Source organism: Paraburkholderia graminis C4D1M (assembly GCF_000172415.1).
Lineage (GTDB): Bacteria > Pseudomonadota > Gammaproteobacteria > Burkholderiales > Burkholderiaceae > Paraburkholderia > Paraburkholderia graminis.
The window spans coordinates 189,433-210,254 of record NZ_ABLD01000007.1 but is presented as its reverse complement, the minus strand read 5'-3'; the positions used below and the strand labels follow the sequence as shown (position 1 = coordinate 210,254).

At 63.6% G+C, this 20,822-nt stretch carries 18 protein-coding genes and 1 pseudogene; 14 read left to right on the top strand and 5 right to left on the bottom strand.

Annotated elements, in window-relative coordinates:
• The first annotated feature begins 61 nt into the window (after positions 1-61).
• On the top strand, positions 62-2,017 hold the full coding sequence (locus BGRAMDRAFT_RS15070) for a PhoX family protein (RefSeq protein ID WP_006049633.1): 1,956 nt from the start codon (positions 62-64) through the stop codon (positions 2,015-2,017).
• 66 nt (positions 2,018-2,083) lie between these two features.
• Here the strand turns inward: BGRAMDRAFT_RS15070 and BGRAMDRAFT_RS15065 are convergent, their stop codons facing one another.
• Positions 2,084-2,551, bottom strand: coding sequence for a hypothetical protein (locus BGRAMDRAFT_RS15065; protein ID WP_006049632.1), 468 nt, complete (start codon positions 2,549-2,551; stop codon positions 2,084-2,086).
• A 355-nt stretch (positions 2,552-2,906) separates the two neighbouring features.
• On the opposite strand from BGRAMDRAFT_RS15065, the gene BGRAMDRAFT_RS15060 reads away from it, so the two are divergent.
• The 5 genes from BGRAMDRAFT_RS15060 to BGRAMDRAFT_RS15040 all read left to right on the top strand — a co-directional run bounded on the left by BGRAMDRAFT_RS15060 (position 2,907) and on the right by BGRAMDRAFT_RS15040 (position 7,851).
• Positions 2,907-3,602 (top strand): CDP-alcohol phosphatidyltransferase family protein, encoded by a 696-nt coding sequence (locus BGRAMDRAFT_RS15060; RefSeq protein WP_006049631.1) that lies wholly within the window; start codon positions 2,907-2,909, stop codon positions 3,600-3,602.
• Complete coding sequence (locus BGRAMDRAFT_RS15055; RefSeq protein ID WP_006049630.1) at positions 3,599-4,456, top strand: HalD/BesD family halogenase; 858 nt, start codon at positions 3,599-3,601, stop codon at positions 4,454-4,456. The genes BGRAMDRAFT_RS15060 and BGRAMDRAFT_RS15055 overlap by 4 nt, the downstream gene beginning before the upstream one ends.
• Positions 4,453-5,481, top strand: coding sequence for a lysylphosphatidylglycerol synthase domain-containing protein (locus tag BGRAMDRAFT_RS15050; RefSeq protein ID WP_006049629.1), 1,029 nt, complete (start codon positions 4,453-4,455; stop codon positions 5,479-5,481). The genes BGRAMDRAFT_RS15055 and BGRAMDRAFT_RS15050 overlap by 4 nt, the downstream gene beginning before the upstream one ends.
• Positions 5,482-5,508: 27 nt before the next feature.
• Complete coding sequence (locus tag BGRAMDRAFT_RS15045; protein WP_006049628.1) at positions 5,509-6,273, top strand: phosphocholine cytidylyltransferase family protein; 765 nt, start codon at positions 5,509-5,511, stop codon at positions 6,271-6,273.
• A 174-nt stretch (positions 6,274-6,447) separates the two neighbouring features.
• Entirely contained in the window at positions 6,448-7,851 is a 1,404-nt protein-coding gene (locus BGRAMDRAFT_RS15040) for an MFS transporter (RefSeq protein WP_006049627.1), read from the top strand.
• A gap of 35 nt (positions 7,852-7,886) precedes the next feature.
• On the opposite strand, the pseudogene ehuA reads toward BGRAMDRAFT_RS15040, so the two are convergent.
• The 4 genes and pseudogenes from ehuA to ehuB form a co-directional block, all read right to left on the bottom strand.
• Positions 7,887-8,716: pseudogene (gene ehuA / locus BGRAMDRAFT_RS15035) on the bottom strand (ectoine/hydroxyectoine ABC transporter ATP-binding protein EhuA).
• A 62-nt stretch (positions 8,717-8,778) separates the two neighbouring features.
• A complete protein-coding gene (gene ehuD, locus BGRAMDRAFT_RS15030) occupies positions 8,779-9,438 on the bottom strand; it encodes an ectoine/hydroxyectoine ABC transporter permease subunit EhuD (protein ID WP_006049624.1) in 660 nt (219 codons plus the stop codon).
• On the bottom strand, positions 9,435-10,094 hold the full coding sequence (ehuC, locus tag BGRAMDRAFT_RS15025) for an ectoine/hydroxyectoine ABC transporter permease subunit EhuC (protein ID WP_006049623.1): 660 nt from the start codon (positions 10,092-10,094) through the stop codon (positions 9,435-9,437). Before ehuC ends, ehuD begins: the two co-directional genes overlap by 4 nt.
• A gap of 86 nt (positions 10,095-10,180) precedes the next feature.
• Complete coding sequence (gene ehuB, locus BGRAMDRAFT_RS15020; RefSeq protein ID WP_006049622.1) at positions 10,181-11,035, bottom strand: ectoine/hydroxyectoine ABC transporter substrate-binding protein EhuB; 855 nt, start codon at positions 11,033-11,035, stop codon at positions 10,181-10,183.
• Between the two features lie 279 nt (positions 11,036-11,314).
• Between ehuB and ehuR the strand changes: the two genes are divergently transcribed.
• The 8 genes from ehuR to BGRAMDRAFT_RS14980 all read left to right on the top strand — a co-directional run bounded on the left by ehuR (position 11,315) and on the right by BGRAMDRAFT_RS14980 (position 20,741).
• On the top strand, positions 11,315-12,718 hold the full coding sequence (ehuR, locus tag BGRAMDRAFT_RS15015; protein WP_044021128.1) for a MocR-like ectoine utilization transcription factor EhuR: 1,404 nt from the start codon (positions 11,315-11,317) through the stop codon (positions 12,716-12,718).
• 172 nt (positions 12,719-12,890) lie between these two features.
• A complete protein-coding gene (gene eutB, locus BGRAMDRAFT_RS15010) occupies positions 12,891-13,898 on the top strand; it encodes a hydroxyectoine utilization dehydratase EutB (RefSeq protein ID WP_006049620.1) in 1,008 nt (335 codons plus the stop codon).
• A complete protein-coding gene (locus BGRAMDRAFT_RS15005) occupies positions 13,895-14,896 on the top strand; it encodes a cyclodeaminase (RefSeq protein ID WP_006049619.1) in 1,002 nt (333 codons plus the stop codon). Before eutB ends, BGRAMDRAFT_RS15005 begins: the two co-directional genes overlap by 4 nt.
• Positions 14,897-14,905: 9 nt before the next feature.
• On the top strand, positions 14,906-16,132 hold the full coding sequence (doeA, locus tag BGRAMDRAFT_RS15000) for an ectoine hydrolase DoeA (protein WP_006049618.1): 1,227 nt from the start codon (positions 14,906-14,908) through the stop codon (positions 16,130-16,132).
• A gap of 5 nt (positions 16,133-16,137) precedes the next feature.
• Positions 16,138-17,160: a N(2)-acetyl-L-2,4-diaminobutanoate deacetylase DoeB gene (doeB, locus tag BGRAMDRAFT_RS14995; RefSeq protein ID WP_006049617.1), complete on the top strand. Its 1,023-nt coding sequence runs from the start codon at positions 16,138-16,140 to the stop codon at positions 17,158-17,160.
• Positions 17,161-17,165: 5 nt separating this feature from the next.
• Positions 17,166-17,657, top strand: coding sequence for an Lrp/AsnC family transcriptional regulator (locus tag BGRAMDRAFT_RS14990; RefSeq protein WP_006049616.1), 492 nt, complete (start codon positions 17,166-17,168; stop codon positions 17,655-17,657).
• Between the two features lie 143 nt (positions 17,658-17,800).
• Positions 17,801-19,303, top strand: a complete 1,503-nt coding sequence (locus BGRAMDRAFT_RS14985) for an NAD-dependent succinate-semialdehyde dehydrogenase (protein ID WP_006049615.1) — start codon at positions 17,801-17,803, stop codon at positions 19,301-19,303.
• A 31-nt stretch (positions 19,304-19,334) separates the two neighbouring features.
• Positions 19,335-20,741 (top strand): aspartate aminotransferase family protein, encoded by a 1,407-nt coding sequence (locus BGRAMDRAFT_RS14980; RefSeq protein ID WP_006049614.1) that lies wholly within the window; start codon positions 19,335-19,337, stop codon positions 20,739-20,741.
• Positions 20,742-20,822: the final 81 nt, after the last annotated feature.

Genomic DNA, 20,822 nt, shown 5'->3' with positions numbered 1-20,822 from the left:
TCGATCCGGGTCGTGCCGGCTGTGAGTTAACCCACGCCACCACAACCAGGATTACGACAACATGGCAGAGCCGTTCGATCTCTCCCGCCGCAAGGCCCTGAAACTGTTTGCCGGTGTACCGATGCTGCCGTTAGGCGGCCTCGCCACCGCGTCCATGTTGAGCGCCTGCGGAGGCAGCAGCAACGATCTCGCGACGACAGTCAAACCGGTTGCCAACTTCGTGTCGGCGGCTTTCAGTTCGATGGCCGCGCCGACGCTGGCCGACCCCGCGGCGATGGCAAAGACCACGGTCGCCTCCACGCTGACGGTGCAGTTGAGCGACGGCAGCAGCCGCGCGTTCAAGCTGTCGTATCAGCCGTTTTTCATCACCGGCGACATGGTGCCGAACATTCAGGGCGGGACGATTCTCGCGGGCGGCTACGTCGACATCAACAATCAGCCGATCGTCGATCAATCCGTGGCCGGCAAGGAGCGCCAGTTCTATTCCGATTGCCCGGACGGCAGCTCGCTGATTCGCCTCGACAATCCCACGGTCAAGGGCATCAAGGGCAAGGCGGTGTTCGCTGTCGTGCAATTCGAATACGCCACGCGCGATCAGAGCCTCGTGTCGATGTACGGCCAGTTGCCGTCGCCGATTGCCGTGCTCACGCTCGACCAGGACCAGGCGACCGGCAAGCTCACGCTGGTCGGCTATCACAACGTGGATACGTCGAAGGTGCATGGCTTGTGGATCACGTGCGGCGCAAGCCTGTCGCCGTGGAATACGCATTTGTCGAGCGAAGAGTACGAGCCGGACGCGGCGACGATCTCTTCCAATAGCCAGTTCAAGGGCTTTAGCCGCAACCTGTACGGCAGCGACACCGCGGCGAATCCGTATCACTACGGCCATTTGCCTGAAGTGACCGTGAATCCCGACGGCACCGGCAGCATCAAGAAACATTACTGCCTTGGCCGCATCTCGCACGAACTGGTTCAGGTAATGCCGGACAAGCGCACCGTGCTGATGGGCGACGACGCCACCAACGGCGGCCTCTTCATGTTCATCGCGGACCGTGAAGCGGACCTGTCGGCGGGCACGCTGTACGTCGCGAAATGGACGCAGGTGTCGTCGAGCGGCGCGGGCGCGGCGACGCTGTCGTGGATCAACCTCGGCCACGCGACGAGCGCCGAAATCGAGTCGCTCGCGAACACGCTGACCGCGGCCGACATCATGGACGTCAAGACCGCCGATCCCGCCGACGCGTCGTACACGAAGATCAATTTCAACGGCACGTTCAACTGGATTCGCGTGAAGCCGGGCATGAACAAGGCCGCGACTTTCCTGGAGACGCATCGCTACGCGGCGCTTGCCGGCGCGAGCATGGGCTTCACGAAGCTCGAAGGGACGACCGTCAATATCAAGGACAAGGTGCTGTATTCGGCGATGTCGCGTGTCGAGAAGTCGATGGTGCGCGGCAATGCGGCATCGACGGATGTCGCGGTCGACAAGACCATCAGCGCCGGCGCGGTCTACGCGCTGAACATGAAGGGCGGCCAGCTCGACCGCAGCGGCGGCGCGATCAATAGCGAATGGGTGCCGGTCGACATGGCGGCGCCCGCGGCGCTCGTCGGCGAGGATCTCTCCACGGCGGATGCGCTGGGCAACGCCGCGAACCCAGAGCGCATCGCGAACCCGGACAACCTCAAGTTTTCGGAGAAGCTGCGCACGCTGTTCATCGGCGAGGACAGCGGCATGCACGTGAACAACTTCCTGTGGGCGTACAACGTCGACACGAAGACGCTCTCGCGCGTGCTGTCATGTCCGGCCGGCGCGGAATCGACAGGCCTGCACGCGGTCGATGAAATCAACGGCTGGACCTACGTGATGAGCAATTTCCAGCACGTCGGCGATTGGGAAAGTCCGCTGCACGACAAGGTCAAGGCGACGCTCGATCCGCTCGTGCGCGCCAACTATAAGGACCGCTTCGGCGCGACGGTCGGCTATCTGACGGCCGATCCGACGTCGATCAAGCTGTAACTCTCGCACCCGAGGCGGCGCGCGCCTGCATCGAATCGCCCATGCGCGGGGCGCCCATGCGCCGCCTCAGCTCCGCTTGCAGAAGATCGCCGTGATGAGCGGCGCCACGCGGTGCACGATCGCCGTCCCGCCGGCCGACGTCACCGCGTTCTTCACCTTCGATTCGCTCCCGAACACGACCACGCCATAGGCCGAGCGCGCGACCGGCTCGCCGTCTCCCACGCGGAACATCGGGTCGTCCTTTTCGTAGCCGACCACCGCGAAAACGTGAAATCCGAATGCGCTGAGGTCTGCGCCTTGCGCGGGAGAGAATGCGTTGATCGAATTGCTTTCGACCCGCGTCGGTTTCGGATCGATCAGTTGCTGCCCGGCCAGATCGGCGATGAACTGATGGCCGGTTTCATTGCAGGCGAGCGGCGCGTCGAGCGCGGCGGCATGCGCGGCGAGCGGCAGCGCGCCGGCCGCGATAGCGAAGACAGTGAGGACGGCACGGCCTAAGGCACGCGATACGGAAGAAGAAAAAAAGCGTTTCATGGCACGAACGGCGGCATAGTCGATCTGGCGCGATGTAGTGTCGATATAGTGTCGATGTAGCGTGTCTACAACGCGCGGCGCGGCGATAAACTCAGAGCAGGCAGCTCGCGAAGACGTTGCGCATTGGTGCGATCGCGCGAGGCCGGCCCAGCAGGACTCGCACTTTATCGCGGTTCGGCAAATCCTGCTTCATTCGCGGTAGGTGACAAATCATCGCAAGTCGTCGGCAAAGCATTGGCAAATTACCGGCAACCGATCCGCAAACGATTAGCAAACGATTAGCGAGCCGCATAAACCGCAAAGAAACTGACGCGAAGAAAGCAATCTTTCGCGATCCCGTATATATTTCCGGGTTATGAATTCAACACCGCACACTCCAATTAATGTGCCGCCGCCCAGGACCTGGGACGCGCGGCTGGCCCGCCGGCTCGTGACTCCGCTCGTGAACACGCGCGTTTCGCCCAATCATCTGACTACGCTGCGTCTGTTGATCGGCGTCGCAGGCGCGCTGTGCCTCGCGCGCGGCGGCTTCGCATGGGCCAATGCGGGCGCGGTGCTGATCGTGCTCTCAAACTTTGTCGATCACACCGACGGCGAGCTTGCGCGCATCAGCGGCAAGACGAGCCGGATCGGTCATTTTTACGACCTGGCTTCGGACGCGCTCGTCACCGTCATGCTGTTCATGGGCATGGGTATCGGCGCAGGCGCGTCGAATCTCGGCGGCTTCACCGTGGATGCCGGCTGGCTTGGCGCCGTCGCGGGCGTCGCGGTCGCGCTGATTTTCTTTCTGCGCATGCGTATCGAGGAAATGGCGGGCAAGGCGGGCACCAAGCAGGCGGCCGTCGGCGGATTCGAGACCGAAGACGTACTGTATCTGCTGCCCATCGTCACGTTGACGAGTGTGACGATGCCGTTCGTCGTCGCCGCGTCGATCGGCGCGCCGCTCTTCGCGGTGTGGGTCATGATCGACTACTGGCGCGTGGTGCGCCGTACGGCGCAGCCGTCCGCGGCGGCTGCCACCGAAACGACTCAGGCGTGGGCAGGCAAATGAGTACACACGCCGAAGACGACGTGAGCGCATCGATTCCCGAACAACACGCCGCGGCTGCGCTGGACATAGCCCCGGCAGTTCCCGCAGCCCCGGCAGCCCCGGACGCCGACCGTGCCGTCGCGAGCCGCACCCGTGCATTCGACACTCCGCGGCTGCGCAACGACTTCGCCGATCAGGGCGCGTTCCTCTACATGGAGGACTTCCTCGCGCCTGAAGTCACCGCGCAGCTCGTGCACAGCGCGCGTGCGCTGCTCGACGAAGTCAACCGCAACTATCTGCCGGGCCACAAGCAGGGCGGCAGCGTGAGCCGTCATACGATCGACCGCCTCGCGCCGTTCATCGCCGAGCTGTATCGCTCGAAAGAGCTGATCGGCTGGCTCGAACAACTGAGCGGCGACAAGCTGCAAGTGTCGCCGGCCGACGATCCGCACGCCTACGCGCTGTATTACTACACGCGGCCCGGCGATCACATCGGCTGGCACTACGACACTTCGTACTACGACGGCCGCCGCTACACGCTGCTGCTCGGCGTGATCGACGAATCGTCGTGCCGGCTCGACTATGAATTGCATACGCGCAATCCCGATGTGCCGGACCAACCCGGCTCGGTGCAAATTCCGCCGGGCGGCCTCGTGTTTTTCGACGGCGACAAGCTGCGCCATCGCATCACGCCGGCCGGCCCGAACGAAATGCGCGTATCGCTCACGTTTGAATACGTCACGGACCCGAACATGCGTCCGTGGTGCCGTTTGATTTCCAACATGAAAGACGCGATTGCTTATTTCGGCTTCCGCCAGGTGTTTCGTCAAATGACTCAGGCGAATACCCGCGGTACTCGCAAGGACCGCGCATGACTCGCGCGGCCCTGATTCTGCTGTCGATCGGGACGGCGCTGTTTGTCGGCCTGCTCGCATGGCAGGGTTTCGGTTCGGTCGCGTCGACGCTGCTCGCGGCCGGCTGGGGGCTCGCGCTCGTCGCGGCGTTTCACGTCGTGCCGCTCGCACTCGACGCGGTCGCGATCTCCGTCCTGTTGCCGCGCGGCCGCGAGCGGGCGCCTCACCCGCAGCAGCATCTTGCAGTGCGCGACGCGCTGTTCGCCCGCTGGATCGGCGAATCCGTGAACAGCCTGCTGCCGGCCGGTCAGATCGGCGGGCCTGTGGTGATGGTTCGGCAACTGTCGCAGCGCGGCATGCGCATGCGCGACGCGGCCGCGGCCATCACGGTTAGCACGACGGCCCAGGCGCTCGCGCAAATCATCTTCGCGCTGTTCGGGCTGCTGACGTTCGGCGCCTATGCCGCGCACGGCGCGCTGCACGACCTGCAAACCGCGACGTGGATCGCAACGGCGGTGCTCGGCGGCATGATCGTCGGTTTTTACTATGCGCAGCGGCGTGGGCTGTTCGGCCGGCTGCTCGGCGTATTGTCGAAAGTGTTCGGCAAACGCGACTGGTCCGGGCTGATGAACCGCGCCGAAGCCGTCGATGCCGCCGTGCAGGCCATGTACCGCGAGCGCGGCCGGGTCGCGGCGAGCTTCGCGCTCAGCCTCGCCGGCTGGATCGTCGGCACGGTGGAAGTGTGGCTCGCGCTGCGCTTTCTCGGCCATCCCGTCGACTGGGTCGACGCGCTGCTGCTCGAAAGCCTCGGCCAGGCGATTCGCGGCGCGGCTTTCATGATTCCGGGCTCGCTCGGCGTGCAGGAAGGCGGTTATCTGCTGCTCGCGCCGCTGGTCGGCTTGCCGCCCGACGCGGCGCTCGCGCTCTCGCTGACCAAGCGCGCGCGCGAAATCCTGCTAGGCTTGCCGGGTCTGCTGGTTTTGCACTTCAGCGAAAGAAGCTGGCAAAGGCGGCGTGCCCTTGGGCGCGTTCCCGCTGTCGATTAAACTCCGTATCTTTTCAAAGGACCGCGCATGCGTGCCATCATTCTCGCTGCGGGCCTCGGCCTGCGTCTCCAGCAACCGCCGGAAGCCCAGTTCCCGAAATGCCTGTTGCAGTTCGACGGCATGAGCCTGCTCGAGCGGCATCTGCAGATGCTCGAAACCGCCGGTGTGACCGAAGTCGTGCTGGCGCTCGGCTTTCAGCCCGAGTCGGTGCAGGCGGAACTGGCGCGCATCAACTGGCCGCACCCGGTCGAAACCGTGCTGAACACGCGCTATGACCTGGGCAGCGTGCTGACGGTGCACACGGTGGCCGAGGCGCTCACGCGCGGCGGCGACGTCCTGCTGATGGACGCCGACGTGCTCTACGACGAGCGCATCCTGGCCGCGCTGGTCGCGGGCGAAACGGTCAACCGTCTGTTGATCGACCGCGACTTTGAAGCCGGCGACGAGCCCGTCAAACTGTGTCTGAAAGACGGCGTGCCGGTCGAGTTGCGCAAGCAGCTTGCCGTGAATCTTGAGTACGACACGATTGGCGAGTCGGTGGGCTTCTTCCGTTTCCGCGAAGAAACCGCGCGGCGCTTTGCGGAAATCGTCGCGGGTTATGTCGACAGCGGCCGGGCCAACCTGCCGCACGAGGAAGCCGTGCGCGACCTGCTGCTCGAGCGCAGCCAGGTATTCGATACCGCCGACGTGACCGGCGCGCCGTGGATCGAAATCGACTTCCCGAACGACGTGGCGCGCGCCACGACTGAAATCCTGCCGCAGTTGCAGCCGCTCGTCAGCGCTTCGCGGTGAGTTTGCGCTGAGTTCTCGCTAAGCGCGTTTGACGCACACGACAAAGAGCCGGCTCGATGCCGGCTCTTTGTCGTTCAAGGTCTATACGAGCACCATCGGCAACAACATGCGTCGCCGATGCAATGCCATAATCGACGCTTTACGCCGACGGCCTTGTCACCCGTCGCCCTGCCAATGCCCTTCGCTTTAGGCGCTTTCATCGTCCCGCTGATCGTCGCGTGCGCGATGTTCATGGAAAACGTGGACGGCACGGTTATCGTGACGTCGCTGCCCGTGCTGGCCCGCGATCTCGGTCAGGACCCCATCACGCTAAAGCTCGCCGTCACCGCGTATGTGATCGGCCTCGGCGTCTTCATTCCGATTTGCGGCTGGGTCGCGGACCGCTTCGGTTCGCGCACCGTGTTTCGCACGGCGATCGGCATTTTCATGGCCGGCTCGCTGATGTGCGCGGCGTCCACGTCGCTCGGCATGTTCGTGGTCGCGCGCTTCGTGCAAGGCATTGGCGGCGCGATGATGGTCCCGGTCGGCCGCATCATCATCTTCCGTTCGGTGCCGAAGCCGGACTTCATACGCGCGGTCAATTATCTGACGGTGCCCGCGTTGCTCGGGCCGGTGGTCGGTCCGCCGCTCGGCGGATTTATCACGACGTATCTGCATTGGCGCCTGATCTTCTTCGTCAATATTCCGATCGGCCTGTTCGGCATCTGGCTGGCGAACAAGCACATCGCCAATGTGCGTGAGGCACATCCTGGCCCGCTCGACTGGACCGGCTTTCTGCTGTCCGCGAGCGGCGCGTCGCTGTTCATGCTCGGGCTTTCGCTGGTGGGCGGCGAACTCGTGTCGAATCCGGTGTCGTTCGGCATGTGCGGCGTCGGCGTCGTGCTGCTCGTGATTTATGTGTTGTACGCGAATCGCGTGGAAGCGCCGGTGCTCGATCTGCGCCTGTTGCGCATTCCCAGTTTTCACGCGAGCGTGGCGGGCGGATCGCTCTTTCGCATTGGCCTCGGCGCGGTGCCGTTTCTGTTGCCGCTCGCGTTGCAGGAAGGTCTCGGCATGACCGCATTCGTGTCGGGTTCGATCACCTGCGCTTCCGCGTTCGGTTCGATCTTCATGAAGGCGGCGGCCTCACGCATACTCGGACGCTTCGGCTTTCGCACGGTACTGATGTTCAACGCGGGCTGTGCGGGCGTGGCGATTGCAGTCTACGGCCTGTTCTTTCCCGGCACACCGCACTGGTTGATCTGGTGTGTCGTGCTGTTCGGCGGTTTCTTTCCGTCGCTTCAGTTCACTTCGCTCAACACGCTGGCGTATGCCGACATTCCGAGCCGCGACGTCGGCCGCGCGACGAGTGTCGCCAGCGTGATCCAGCAGATTTCGCTCGGGCTCGGCGTGACCATCGCGGGCATCGTGCTGCAGATTTCGCACAACGTGCAGGGCCATTCGAGCATCGTGTTCTCCGACTTCTGGCCGGCGTTCGTGGTGGTCGGTCTGTTCTCGTTCCTCTCGATTCCGGTCACCGCGCGCCTGCCGCACGATGCCGGCGATGAAATCGCACGCGGCCGCCGCGGCACCGCGTGACCGCATGAAGCGGCGCGAGAAGCGCCGCGCTGACGCTATACCGCTTCCTTCACCGCGCGCAGGAACTGTTGCGTGCGCTCATGCTGCGGCGCGCTGAAGAACTGCTGCGGCGGACCTTGCTCGATGATCTTGCCTTGCGAGAAAAAGCACACACGGTCCGCGAATTCGCGCGCGAAGCCCATCTGATGCGTGACCATCAGCATGGTCAGATTGTGCTCGCTCCCAAGCCGGCGAATCACGTTCAGCACTTCGCCGCACAACTCGGGATCGAGCGCCGACGTCACTTCGTCGAATAGCATCACCTTGGGCCGCATCACCAGCGCCCGCACAATCGCGACGCGCTGTTTACTGACCAACCCGACAACTGCGAGGGGTAGTGATTGCACTTGTCCTCGAGGTCGAGGAGCGACAGCAGATCGCGTGCGCGCTCGGTCGCTTCCTTGCGCGAAAGGCCGAGTACCTGCATCGGTGCTTCTATCGTATTGGCGAGCGCCGTCATGTGAGGAAACAGATTGAAGCTCTGAAACACCATGCCGATCTTGCTGCGCACGCGCCGCAAATGTTTCAGCGATGCGGGCACCAGCTCGCCGTTCTTGCGCATATGCGTGAGCGGCTCGCCGTCTACTTCGATCATGCCGCCCGTGAGCGGGTCGAGCGTCATCAGCACGCGCAGCAACGTCGACTTGCCCGAACCGCTCGGACCGATGATCGCGACTTTCTCGTTGCGGCCAATATCCAGGTCGAGTTCGTCGAGCACCGTCAGCGCGCCATAGCGCTTCGTGACGCCGGCGAAGCGCACCATGGGCGCCTCGCCCGGTGCGCCGGCCTGCGGGTCGAGTACGGAAGCGGGATCGTCTCGTTTCATCGGGTTCTCCACGGATAAGGCCGAATGCGGCGGGGTCGGGGTGTCGACGTCGGTTCTCACGGTCATGGCAACCTCAAACCGTATTCGAGCCGCCGCACGAGTTGCGCGAACGTGATGCTGATTAACAGAAAGAAGATGCCGGCCAGCGTAATCGGCTCGAGATAGCGAAACGTTTCGGAGCCGATGTTCTTCGCCTGCTGCATCAACTCGACGACGGTAATCGCCGACAGCACCGGCGTGTCCTTGAACATCGCCACCAGGTAATTGCCGAGCGCGGGAATCACCGGGCGAATCGCCTGCGGCAGAATCACGCCGCTATATGTGCGCCACGGCGACAGCGACAACGCGCACGCCGCTTCCCACTGGCCGCGCGCCACGCCGTTCAGTCCCGCGCGATACACCTCCGACGTGTAGCACGCGTAATGCAGCGCGATACCCACGGTGCCCGCCGTCAATGCGGACATCGTGATGCCATACACCGGCAGCACATAAAACAGTACGTAGACCTGAATCAGCAGCGGCGTGCTGCGAATGAATTCGACGATAAAGCCCACCGTGCGCGACACGGCCTTGACCGGACTGCGCCGCAGCACGGCCAGCACGAGGCCAAGCACGAGCGCGATCGCAAAGCCGATCAACGTGATGAAGATCGTGTACATCGACGCGCGCAACAGCGCCGGCAGAATCTGCTCCGCGTAATGCAGGTCGAAGAAGCTGTTCATCGGGCGGCCCTCTGGAGAATGCCGTGGCTCACGCGGTGCTCGAAATGCCGCATCAACGCGACCAGAATCTGCGCGAGCACGAAGTAGATGACGAGCGTGAGCATGAAAATCTCCGCGGTCTTGAAGGTCGCCTCGTCGAGTTGCCGTGCGCGAAACGTCAGATCGGAGAGCGTAATCAGCGACACGAGCGAGGTGCCCTTGAGCAACTCGATCATCAGATTGGTGGCGGGCGGCAGCGCATTGATCATCGCTTGCGGCAATATGATGCGGCGCATTCTGGTGAGCGGCGACATGTTGAGCGCGAGCGCGGCCTCGAATTGTCCGCCGGGCACCGAACGCAACGCGCCGCGCAAAATCTCGGAACCGTACGCGCCGTAATGCAAACCGAGTCCGACGATAGCCACCGTAAACGGCGTCATTTCGATGCGAAACGGCGGCAGCGGCAGCACGAAGAAAAACCAGAACAGTTGCACGAGCAACGAGGTGCCGCGGAATATCTCGACGTACGCATTGCCGAGCCAGCGCAGCGGCGTCCACGGCGCGAGCTTGGCGGCGGTCGCGATAAACGCCATCGCGATCGCGAGCACCGTGGCCAGCGCGGCGATCTCGACCGTCACGAGTGTGCCTTGAAGCAGCAGGGGAAACAGTTCACGCATGGCGGGTCCTCGCTTGCATGACGGCATGTGCGTGTGCACACGCCTTTGAATTCAGAGCCGGCGTGGCCGGCACGCCCGAGACTCGCTTACTTGCCGCAGATGTCGGCGGCGGTGCGCGTCGTCAGATTGGTCTTGTCGAAACCGAATGCGCCGACGGTTTGCAGATGATCGGGCGTGCCGAGCCAATCGTGCAATTGCTTGTTGACCGCATCGCGCAGGTCCGTGTCTTCGGGGCGGAATGCGAGCGCGCCGTAGCCGGTGTGCTTCGGGTCGCCCTTGAAATTGGCAACCGCTTCCACCTGGTCGGAGGCTTTCGCGGCGAGGCCCTTCATGGTCAACGCGGTGCCCGCCGCGGCGTCGGCGCGGCGCGCGCGCACGGCCTGCAATTGCGCGGTCGTGTCGGGCACTTGCATGAGTTGGGCGTCTTTCACGCCGGCATCGCGCGAATTGGCGAGTTCCACCGCGCCCGCCATCACCGCGAGCTTGATGTCGGGCTGCTTGCCGATATCCGCATAGCTATGAAGATTCTTCGGATTGCCTTTGGGCACGAGCAGCGTGTCCTGGATCTGATACTGCGGATTCGCGAACGCGACCTGCTTGCAGCGCTCAGGCGTGATGTACATGCCGGCCGCGATCACGTCGAAGCGGCCCGCGCGCAGGCCAGGAATCAGCGAGCCCCATTCGGTCAGCACGCCGTCCACTTTCTTCACGCCCATCCGCGCAAAAATCTTGCGGGCGATTTCCGGAGATTCGCCGGTCACCTTGCCGTCCGGCGTCGTGTACGCGAACGGCGCTTCGTTCGCGTAGCCGATACGTACTTCGCCGGTGCGCTGGATGCGCTGCAACGTCGTTTCAGCCGACGCATGTTGCGCCGCCATGCTCAGGGTCGCCGCGGCGACGCAGAGGGCTCCCAGCAATCCTGAAGTGCGCTTCGCTTTCATATCGATTCCGTTGATAGCAGTGGTGAATGAGGTGATGAATGAGGCGATGAATTAGGCGTCTTGCCCGGCCTTCCGCCGCAACCCTGAATGCAGCATACAAAGCCAATTTTTTAATCCGATTGCTCTAGGACAATAATTTTCCGGGCCTGTTTCGCGGCAGTATGGGAAGCGGGAATAGGCGGCGCGGCGGGCTTATACGCGGCTGTCGGGCAAGGGTATACGACGACAGGACGGGCGCAGTAACTCGTCGCACGGGCTCGCGACATCGAATGACGGAGGATGCAAGTGATTGGGCAGTGGCGTGATGCGGTGCGTGCGGTGCACGGCGTGGAGTCGAAGTACAAACGGCTGGTGAAGGCGATTGCGGGCGATATCGAAAGCGCGTCGCTGCCTGCGGGCGCGCGGCTGCCGCCGCAACGCGATGTCGCCGCGGAACTGGCGATCAGCGTGCAGACGGTGACCAACGCCTATAAGGAGCTCGAGCGGCAAGGGCTGATTCGCTGCGAGGTCGGGCGCGGCAGTTTCGTTGCGGCGCGCGTCACGGAAACCATGTCGAACTACATGCTCGATACGGCCGAGCGCTCGGTGGTCGACTTTTCGATTGCGCGCATCATTCATACGCCCGAGCACGATGCGATGTGGCGCAAGGTCTGCGCGACGCTGTCCACGCTCGACGACCAGCCGTGGATTCGCGCATTCCGGCCGATCGCGGGCTTCGAGCATCATCGGCAGGCGGGCGTGGCGTGGCTCGCGTCGTTGGGCATGCCGGCTTCGGCGGATACGTTGCTCGTGACGAACGGCGCGGCGCACGGCATCTTTCTCGCGCTCGCGTCGCTCGTCGGCCCCGGCGATACCGTGCTGTGCGAAAGCCTCACGGATCACGGCGTGATCGGCTCGGCCAACGTGCTCGGCTTCACGCTCAAGGGACTCGAGATCGACGAATACGGCATCCATCCCGAGCATTTCGAAGAGATGTGCGACAGCGAGCGGATCAGTGCGCTGGTCTGCACGCCCACGCTGAACAATCCCACTGTCGCGATGATGCCCGACTCGCGCCGCCGGGCGATCGCACGGATTGCGGAGCGCTACGGCGTGTACGTGATCGAGGACGACGTCTACGGACCGTTGCCCGCCAAGGCCGCGACGCCGATTGCGAGCCTCATCCCCGAGTTGTCGTTCTACTGCACGAGCATGACGAAGTCGGTGCTGACGGGCTTGCGCATCGGCTATCTGACCACGCCGCGGCGGCTCGCGCTGCGCGCGGAAAGCGTGCTGCGCGTGAGTAGCTGGATGGCCACGTCGCCGATGGCCGAGGTCGCGACGCGCTGGATCGTCGACGGCACAGCGGAGCGCCTCGTGCAGGTTCAGCGCGAACGGCTCGGACGACGCCAGGCGCTGCTTCAGCAAACGCTCGGCGGCTATGTGCTTGGCGCGCATCCGCAAGCGTTGTCCGCGTGGCTGCGCGTGCCCGAGCACTGGCAGGCCGAGCGGCTCGTGCGGGAACTGCGCAATCGCGACATCGCGGTGACTTCCGCCGATCCGTTTCTCGTGCGCGGCGCGGACCGGCCGAACGCAGTGCGCGTGTGTGTCGGCGCGGAAGTGAGCGACGAAACCTACAAGGCGGCGCTCGACACGATGCGCGAGGTGTTCGAGCAATATCCCCAAGTGCACGATTTCACATAAGCGCTGCACTGACTCACCCAGTGTGCGCGAAATGAACTAGGACAATAGAAATCGTTTTTTAGAACATTAGACTGGGCTGCATTCAAACGATGCGGCCGCAGCCGGCATGACGCGTTAGTCGTCGTGAAGCAGCGCAGGCATCGAATTAACCCTTTCGTGCAGGGCCGAGTTCATGTCCGCTGTTCTGTCGCTGGCCGATGTCTATCGCGCGCGTCGCCGTATCGAGGGGCGCGTGTTGCGCACGCCGCTCATCGAATCGCCGAGCCTGTCGGCCATTGCCGGTGCGCCGGTGTTCCTCAAGCTCGAAACGGTGCAGCCCACCGGCAGCTTCAAGCTGCGCGGCGCGACCAACGCGCTCGCTCAACTTGTCGAGCAGGGCTGTCGCAAGGTCGTCACTGCATCGACGGGAAATCATGGGCGTGCGGTGGCACATGCGGCGCGTGCGCTCGGTATCGAGGCGACGGTCTGCATGTCGGCGCTCGTGCCCGGCAACAAAGTAGAGGCCGTGCGCGCGCTCGGCGCGCAAGTGCGCATTGTCGGCAAGAGCCAGGACGATGCGGAACATGAAGCGCTGCGGCTCGTGCGCGAAGAAGGCTTTGCTTATGTGCCCCCGTTCGACGATCTCAACGTGATCGCGGGGCAGGCGACCATCGGGCTCGAGATCGTCGAAGCGTTGCCGGACGTCGCGCATATCGTCGTGCCGTTGTCCGGCGGCGGTCTGTTTGCGGGCGTTGCGTTCGCGGCCCGAAGCGCGAATCGCGCGATTCGCATGACGGGCGTGACGATGGCGCGCGGCGCAGCCATGCATGCGAGTCTCGCAGCGGGACGCCCCGTGCTTGTCGAAGAGCTGGATACGCTGGCCGATTCGCTCGGCGGCGGCATCGGCCTCGAAAACCGCTATACGTACCGGCTCACGCGCGATCTCATCGACAACACGTTGTTGCTCGATGAGGACTCGATTGCGCGCGGCATCGTGCATGCCTATCAGCATGAGCGTCTCGTCGTGGAAGGCGCGGCCGCAGTCGGCATCGCCGCGCTGCTCGACGGCTTGCTGCACGACACGCGTGTTGAACGCGGCCCGCTGGTCATCATCGTGACCGGCGCGAATATCGACATCGATCTGCATCGCCGCATCGTCAGTGCGATGCCCGCGCAATCCCATTCTCATCAAAGCTCATGACGTCCATCACATTGCTCGGCGAAGCGCAGCTTCGCGAACTCGTGCCGCTCGATCTCGCGGCAATCGATCAGGTCGAAGCCGCCTTCCTCGCGCTGGCCACGGAAGATGTCGCGATGCCGCCGATCCTGCGTCTCGATCTGCCCGCGCAAAACGGCGAGGTCGATGTCAAGACCGCTTATCTGCCGCGCTTCGACAGCTTCGCGATCAAGGTGAGTCCGGGCTTCTTCAATAACCCGGCGCTCGGTTTGCCGAGCCTGAATGGCTTGATGCTGGTGCTGTCCGCGAAGACCGGCCTGACCGAAGCGGTGCTGCTCGATAACGGCTATCTGACGGCGGTGCGTACCGCAGCCGCCGGCGCGGTCGCGGCGCGCTGGCTCGCGAAGCAGCACACGCCGCAAGTCGCGGTGCTCGGCGCGGGCGAACAGGCGCGTCTGCAATTGCAGGCGCTGATGCTGGTGCGCCGCGTCGAACACGTTCGCGTGTGGGCTCGCAATCGGTCCAACGCAGAGCGGTTTGCCGAAGAGATGACCGCAACGCTCGGCGTGCGCTGCGAAGCCGCACGCGATGTCGCTCATGCGCTCGCCGAAGCGGACGTCGCGATCACGACGACGCCGAGCCGCACGCCGCTGATCGAAGCCGCGCATCTGCACGCCGGTTTGCATATCACCGCAATGGGCTCGGACGCCGAGCACAAGAATGAGATCGCGCCGGCCGCTTTGGCGGCGGCGCGCTACATCTGCGATCGCGTGCAGCAAACCCGCGTACTGGGCGAATTGCATCATGCGCTGAATGCGCGCGCGATCAAGGCCGACGCGTCGATTGCCGAGCTGGGCGAAGTGATCGCGGGCAAGGCCGTGGGCCGGACGAGCGATACGGACGTGACGATCTGCGATCTCACCGGCACCGGCGCGCAGGACACGGCGATTGCCGCGCTCGCATTGCAGCGCGCGCGAGCCGCGAACGCAGGAACCGTTTTTCGTAACGATATAGAGCGCTAAGAGGGGACGATGTCCGAGACAACTCAACTGGAACGCAATGTGAGCGATCAGGCGTTGGCTGTACGCCTGCCGTTCGAACGAGCGGAATACGACGCACGTATCGGCAAGACCCGCAAGGCGATGCAGGCCGCCGGGATCGAACTGCTGATCGTGTCGGACCCGACCAATATGGCGTGGCTGACCGGCTACGACGGCTGGTCGTTCTACGTGCACCAGTGCGTGCTGCTTGCGCTCGACGGCGAGCCGGTATGGTTCGGCCGCGGTCAGGACGCAAACGGCGCGAAGCGCACGGTGTTCATGCAGCACGACCATATAGTTGGTTATCCAGATCATTATGTGCAGTCCGCCGTGCGTCACCCGATGGACTACCTCGCGCGCGATATCATCGAAGCGCGCGGCTGGGGCGCGCTGAGAATCGGCGTCGAAATGGATAACTACTATTTCAGCGCAGCGGCTTATCGTTCGCTCGTCCAGCATCTGCCCAACGCGAAGTGGCATGACGCGACGAGCCTCGTGAACTGGCAACGTGCGGTGAAGTCGCCGCGTGAAATCGAATATATGCACGTGGCGGCGCGTATTGTCGAGGCGATGCATGAGCGCATTGTCGAGCGAATCGAGCCGGGCATGCGCAAGAACGATCTGGTGGCCGAGATCTATTCGACGGGCATTCGCGGCGTGGACGGTTACGGCGGCGACTATCCGGCCATCGTGCCGTTGCTGCCGACCGGCGCGGACGCGGCCGCTCCGCATCTCACGTGGGACGACACGCCGTTCGCGAAAGGCGCAGGCACGTTCTTCGAAATTGCCGGCTGCTTCAAGCGCTATCACTGTCCGCAGTCGCGCACGGTGTTTCTCGGCAAGCCGCCCAAGCATTTCATCGACGGCGAACGCGCGGTGGTCGAAGGCATCGAGGCCGGGCTTGCCGCGGCGAAACCGGGCAATACCTGCGAGGACATCGCCAATGCATTCTTCGCGATGCTGCACAAATACGGCATCGAAAAGAACAGCCGCTGCGGTTATCCGATCGGCGCGAGCTATCCGCCCGATTGGGGCGAGCGCACCATGAGCCTGCGTCCAGGCGACAAGACCGTGCTCGAACCGGGCATGACGTTTCACTTCATGCCGGGCCTGTGGCTCGACGATTGGGGACTCGAAATTACCGAAAGCATCCTGATCACGGAGAACGGTGTCGAGACGTTCTGCAATACGCCGCGCAAGCTGTTCGTGAAGGAGTAGTGCATATGCGCGCCTCGCCTATTCAGCCGACCGTCGACTTCAATGTCGACGGCGAACAGCATGGCTTTCTAAAACTGCCGCATTCGCACGATGCGTCCGCGTGGGGCGCCGTGATGATTCCCGTCACCGTGATTCGCAACGGCGAAGGGCCGACCGCGTTGCTCACGGGCGGCAATCACGGCGACGAATACGAAGGGCCGATCGCGCTTTCGCAACTCGCGTCGACGCTCAAAGCCGCGGACGTGAAAGGCCGCGTGATTATCGTGCCGTTCATGAACTACCCGGCGTTTCGCGCGGGCAGCCGCACGTCGCCGATCGATCGCGGCAATCTGAACCGCAGTTTTCCTGGCAAGCCGGACGGCACCGTCACCGAAAAGATCGCCGATTACTTTCAGCGCCATTTGCTGCCGCTCGCCGACTATGTGCTCGATCTGCACGCCGGCGGCCGCACGCTGGATTTCGTGCCGTTTGCCGCGATCCATCTGCTATCCGACGAGCGGCAGCAGGCGCGCTGCGAAGCGGCGATGCGCGCATTCGGCGCTCCTTATTCAATGCGTATGCTGGAACTCGACAGCGTTGGGCTCTTCGATACCGCGGCCGAGGAAGCGGGCAAGGTTTTCGTATCGACGGAACTCGGCGGCGGCGGCACCGCCAGCGCAAAAAGCGTCGCGATCGCAGTGCGCGGCGTGCGAGGATTTTTGCAGCACGCGGGCATTCTCGTTCAGGAACCGGGCGAGCAAGCGGCACGCACCACCACATTGCTCGATATGCCCGACGGCACCTGCTTCACCACGAGCGAACACGATGGCCTTCTCGAATTGTGCAAGGACCTCGGCGAGATGGTGGAAAGCGGCGAGGTGATCGCGCGAATCTACGATGCGTCGCGCACCGGCGTTGCGCCGGTCGAATATCGTGCACGCCGCGGCGGCCTGCTCGCGGCGCGGCATTTTCCGGGGCTCGTGCGCATCGGCGATACGGTTGCGGTGGTGGCCGATGTCGTCGAGCGCGGCATACCGGTGAGCGTCTGAGCGCGATGAAACTCGACCGCTACGACCTCGCGATTCTGCGGATTCTTGCGCGCGACGGACGCATCACGAAGTCGCGCCTCGCGGAAGAAATCAATCTGTCGATTTCGCCGGCGTGGGAGCGCGTCAAGCGCCTCGAGGACAGCGGCGTGATTCGCGGTTACCGCGCGGACGTCGACTGGCTGCGCGCGTTCAAGGGCGCGCGCGTGGTGGTTGAGGTCACGCTCGCGCGGCATACCGCGCAGGACATGCGGCGTTTCGAGGAACGCATTGGCGCGTCGCCCGAAGTCGTGCAATGCCATGCGACGGGCGGCGGCGTCGACTATGTGATGCACGTGATGGCGCGCGACATCGACCACTATCAGCGGTTTATCGATTCCTTGCTCACGGCTGAACTGGGTATCGAAAAGTACTTCACGTACATCGTCACGAAGGTCGTGAAAAGCATGCCCGAAGGTGTGCCCGACTGGGCCGACGAATCGTTCGGCGACGACAGTTGAAGCACGCGGCGACGCTGCCGAAAAAACACCACGCGCCGCCGCGCATTACGGAAAAAACGCCGGCTTCGGCGCACGCGAACCGAAAAAACCGCGAGGCCGCTCAACGTACAGTGACAGACATACATCGCACACAGGAGGTCGTCATGTTGCTGGGTCATCCGGTTCTGTTCAAATCGCTGTGTTACGTCGACGGGCGCTGGGTGCATAGCGCAAGCGCGGCAAGTGTCGCCGTGCGCAATCCCGCGGATCAGGAAGTGCTCGGGCATGTGCCGATGCTCGACGCGGCGCAGATCACGGAAGCCGTCGATGCCGCGCAGCGTGCCTTTTCCGCGTGGCGCTGGCTGCCGGTCGCGAAGCGCTCGACGTTGCTGCTGCGCTGGCACGAACTGATCCTGCGCCATCAGCACGACCTTGCGGCGATTCTCTCGCTCGAACAGGGCAAGCCGCTCGCCGAAGCACGCGGCGAGATTGCGTATGGCGCGAGCTTCGTCGAATGGTTCGCGCATGAAGTGCGGCGTCTGAATGGGCGCACCATTCCCACGCATATCGACGGCGCGCAACTGGGCACCGTGATCGAACCGGTGGGCGTTGCCGCGTTGATCACGCCGTGGAATTTCCCTTGCGCGATGATCACGCGCAAGGCGGCCGCCGCGCTCGCGGCCGGTTGTACGGTTGTCGTGAAGCCGGCGCATGAAACGCCGTTCTCCGCGCTCGCGCTCGCTCAACTCGCCGAAGAAGCCGGTTTTCCAGCGGGCGTATTCAACGTGGTGCTCGGCGAACCGCAAATGGCGATGCAAACGCTCGTCGGCGATTCCCGCGTGCGCTCGGTGAGCTTCACCGGTTCGACTCGCGTCGGCGGGCTCGTGATGCAGGCCGTCGCAAACGCGGGCATCAAGAAGACGGCGCTGGAGCTGGGTGGCAACGCGCCGTTCATCGTCACCGAAGACGCCGACCTCGAACAGGCCGTGCGCGTCGCCATCGCCGCGAAATTCCAGACGTCGGGCCAGGATTGCTGCGCGGCCAATCGCATTTTCGTTGCGCGTCCGTTGTACGAGACGTTCGTCACGCGATACAGCGACGCGGTTCGCGCATTGAAAGTGGGCTCGGCACTCGAAGCCGATGTGGACGTCGGCCCGCTGATGCATCAAGCCGCATTCGACACGACCATGCAGCGCGTCGCCGATGCGCAAGCCAAGGGCGCGCGCATCACGGTTGGCGGATCGGCGCACGAACGCGGCGGCTGGTTCTTCGAGCCGACCGTGGTGGCCGACGCCGCGCCTGGCATGCGCATCTACGACGAAGAAAACTTCGCGCCGATTTCCGCACTCACGCCATTTGATTCGCTGGACGAAGTAATCGAGCGCGCGAACGACACCGAGTACGGTCTTGCCGCATATGTCTGCGCGCGCGATCTGAACACGGTCTTTCAACTGATTCGGCGCCTCGACTTCGCGATGGTCTCGGTGAACGGCGCCAAGTTCACGGGGGCGCCGATTCCGTTTGGCGGCATCAAGTCGTCGGGACTCGGCCGCGAAGGCGGCGCCGAAGGCTTCGAACCTTTTGTGGAAACACGCTATTTCTGCCTCGGCCAACTCGGCTTGCCGGTGACGCAAAGCCTGCCCGCTCGCAGCGCCGCGGCCGCCTAACTCATTCACGCATTCAACGAAGGAGCATTTGATGACTCAGCCCGAACAACTCGATCAACTCTTCAGCGCCGACCGCGCGCATTTCATGCACCCGTCGACGCATGCTCACGACCACGCGAGCGGCGCGCTGCCGGGCCGCATTGTGACGGGCGCAAAAGGCATCCGCATTGAAGACCATCAAGGCAAGTCTTTTATCGACGCCTTCGCGGGTCTCTATTGCGTGAACATCGGCTATGGACGCACCGAAGTTGCCGAGGCCATTTACGAGCAGGCGAAGAAGCTTGCCTACTATCACACGTATGTCGGCCACTCGACCGATACGATCATCGAACTGTCGTCGCGCATCATCGATTGGGCGCCGCAGGGCATGAAGAAGGTGTACTACGGCATGTCGGGCTCGGACGCGAACGAAACGCAGATCAAGCTCGTCTGGTACTACAACAACGTGAAGGGCCGGCCGAACAAGAAGAAGATCATCTCGCGGCAGCGCGGCTATCACGGCTCGGGCATCGTGACGGGCAGCCTCACGGGTCTGCCGAGTTTTCATCAATACTTCGACCTGCCGATCGAGCGCGTCAAGCACACCACGTGTCCGCACTGGTATCGCAATGCGCCGGCCGGCATGAACGAAACGCAGTTCGTCGCATATTGCGTCGAGGAACTGGAGCAACTGATCGCGCGCGAAGGCGCCGACACGATCGCTGCGTTCATCGGCGAACCGGTCATGGGAACGGGCGGCATTCTGCCGCCGCCTGCCGGCTATTGGCCCGCGATCCAAGAGGTGCTGAAGAAGCACGACATTCTGCTGATCTCCGACGAAGTGGTGTGCGGCTTCGGCCGTCTCGGCTCGAAGATGGGCGCGCAGCACTACGGCATGACGCCCGACCTCATCACCGTCGCGAAGGGTTTGACGAGCGCGTATGCGCCGCTCTCCGGCGTGATTGTGAGCGAAGGCGTGTGGGATGTGATCGACAAGGCTTCGCAGGAATTCGGTCCGATGGGGCACGGCTGGACCTACTCGGGACATCCGGTCTGCGCGGCAGCGGCGCTGGCGAACCTCGATATTCTCGAGCGCGAGAATCTTACGCAAAACGCGGCGCAAACCGGCGCGTATCTGCTCGAGCAATTGCATGCCGCGTTCGATTCGCATCCGCTCGTCGGCGAAGTGCGCGGTGTGGGCATGCTGGCCGCGCTCGAATTCATGGCCGACAAGGACGCGCGCCGTCCGTTCGATCCGGCGCTGAAGGTCGGCCCGCGCGTGTCGGCTGCTGCGTTGCAACGCGGGCTGATTGCGCGCGCGATGCCGCATGGCGACATCCTCGGTTTCGCGCCGCCGCTCGTGACTTCGCGCGACGAGGTCGACGAAATCGTGAAGCTCGCTCGCGCCGCAGTGGATGAAGTGGCCTCGCAGGTTCTCACGCCGGCGGCTGCTGTTTAATCGAAGTCATACGCCTCTTTGTGTGCCGCAGCAGGTGCCTTACGGATTTGCGCGGCTTCGCAAAGAGGCGCTTCGCATGTT

Coding starts and splice junctions, on each gene's coding strand:
- BGRAMDRAFT_RS14990 (WP_006049616.1), top strand. CDS start 17,166: ATGAAACTCGACCGCTACGACCTCGCGATTCTGCGGATTCTTGCGCGC.
- BGRAMDRAFT_RS15065 (WP_006049632.1), bottom strand. CDS start 2,551: ATGAAACGCTTTTTTTCTTCTTCCGTATCGCGTGCCTTAGGCCGTGCC.
- ehuB (WP_006049622.1), bottom strand. CDS start 11,035: ATGAAAGCGAAGCGCACTTCAGGATTGCTGGGAGCCCTCTGCGTCGCC.
- doeB (WP_006049617.1), top strand. CDS start 16,138: ATGCGCGCCTCGCCTATTCAGCCGACCGTCGACTTCAATGTCGACGGC.
- BGRAMDRAFT_RS15060 (WP_006049631.1), top strand. CDS start 2,907: ATGAATTCAACACCGCACACTCCAATTAATGTGCCGCCGCCCAGGACC.
- eutB (WP_006049620.1), top strand. CDS start 12,891: ATGTCCGCTGTTCTGTCGCTGGCCGATGTCTATCGCGCGCGTCGCCGT.
- BGRAMDRAFT_RS15055 (WP_006049630.1), top strand. CDS start 3,599: ATGAGTACACACGCCGAAGACGACGTGAGCGCATCGATTCCCGAACAA.
- ehuR (WP_044021128.1), top strand. CDS start 11,315: ATGCAAGTGATTGGGCAGTGGCGTGATGCGGTGCGTGCGGTGCACGGC.
- BGRAMDRAFT_RS15045 (WP_006049628.1), top strand. CDS start 5,509: ATGCGTGCCATCATTCTCGCTGCGGGCCTCGGCCTGCGTCTCCAGCAA.
- ehuC (WP_006049623.1), bottom strand. CDS start 10,094: ATGCGTGAACTGTTTCCCCTGCTGCTTCAAGGCACACTCGTGACGGTC.
- BGRAMDRAFT_RS15050 (WP_006049629.1), top strand. CDS start 4,453: ATGACTCGCGCGGCCCTGATTCTGCTGTCGATCGGGACGGCGCTGTTT.
- BGRAMDRAFT_RS14980 (WP_006049614.1), top strand. CDS start 19,335: ATGACTCAGCCCGAACAACTCGATCAACTCTTCAGCGCCGACCGCGCG.
- doeA (WP_006049618.1), top strand. CDS start 14,906: ATGTCCGAGACAACTCAACTGGAACGCAATGTGAGCGATCAGGCGTTG.
- BGRAMDRAFT_RS14985 (WP_006049615.1), top strand. CDS start 17,801: ATGTTGCTGGGTCATCCGGTTCTGTTCAAATCGCTGTGTTACGTCGAC.
- BGRAMDRAFT_RS15040 (WP_006049627.1), top strand. CDS start 6,448: ATGCCCTTCGCTTTAGGCGCTTTCATCGTCCCGCTGATCGTCGCGTGC.
- BGRAMDRAFT_RS15070 (WP_006049633.1), top strand. CDS start 62: ATGGCAGAGCCGTTCGATCTCTCCCGCCGCAAGGCCCTGAAACTGTTT.
- ehuD (WP_006049624.1), bottom strand. CDS start 9,438: ATGAACAGCTTCTTCGACCTGCATTACGCGGAGCAGATTCTGCCGGCG.
- BGRAMDRAFT_RS15005 (WP_006049619.1), top strand. CDS start 13,895: ATGACGTCCATCACATTGCTCGGCGAAGCGCAGCTTCGCGAACTCGTG.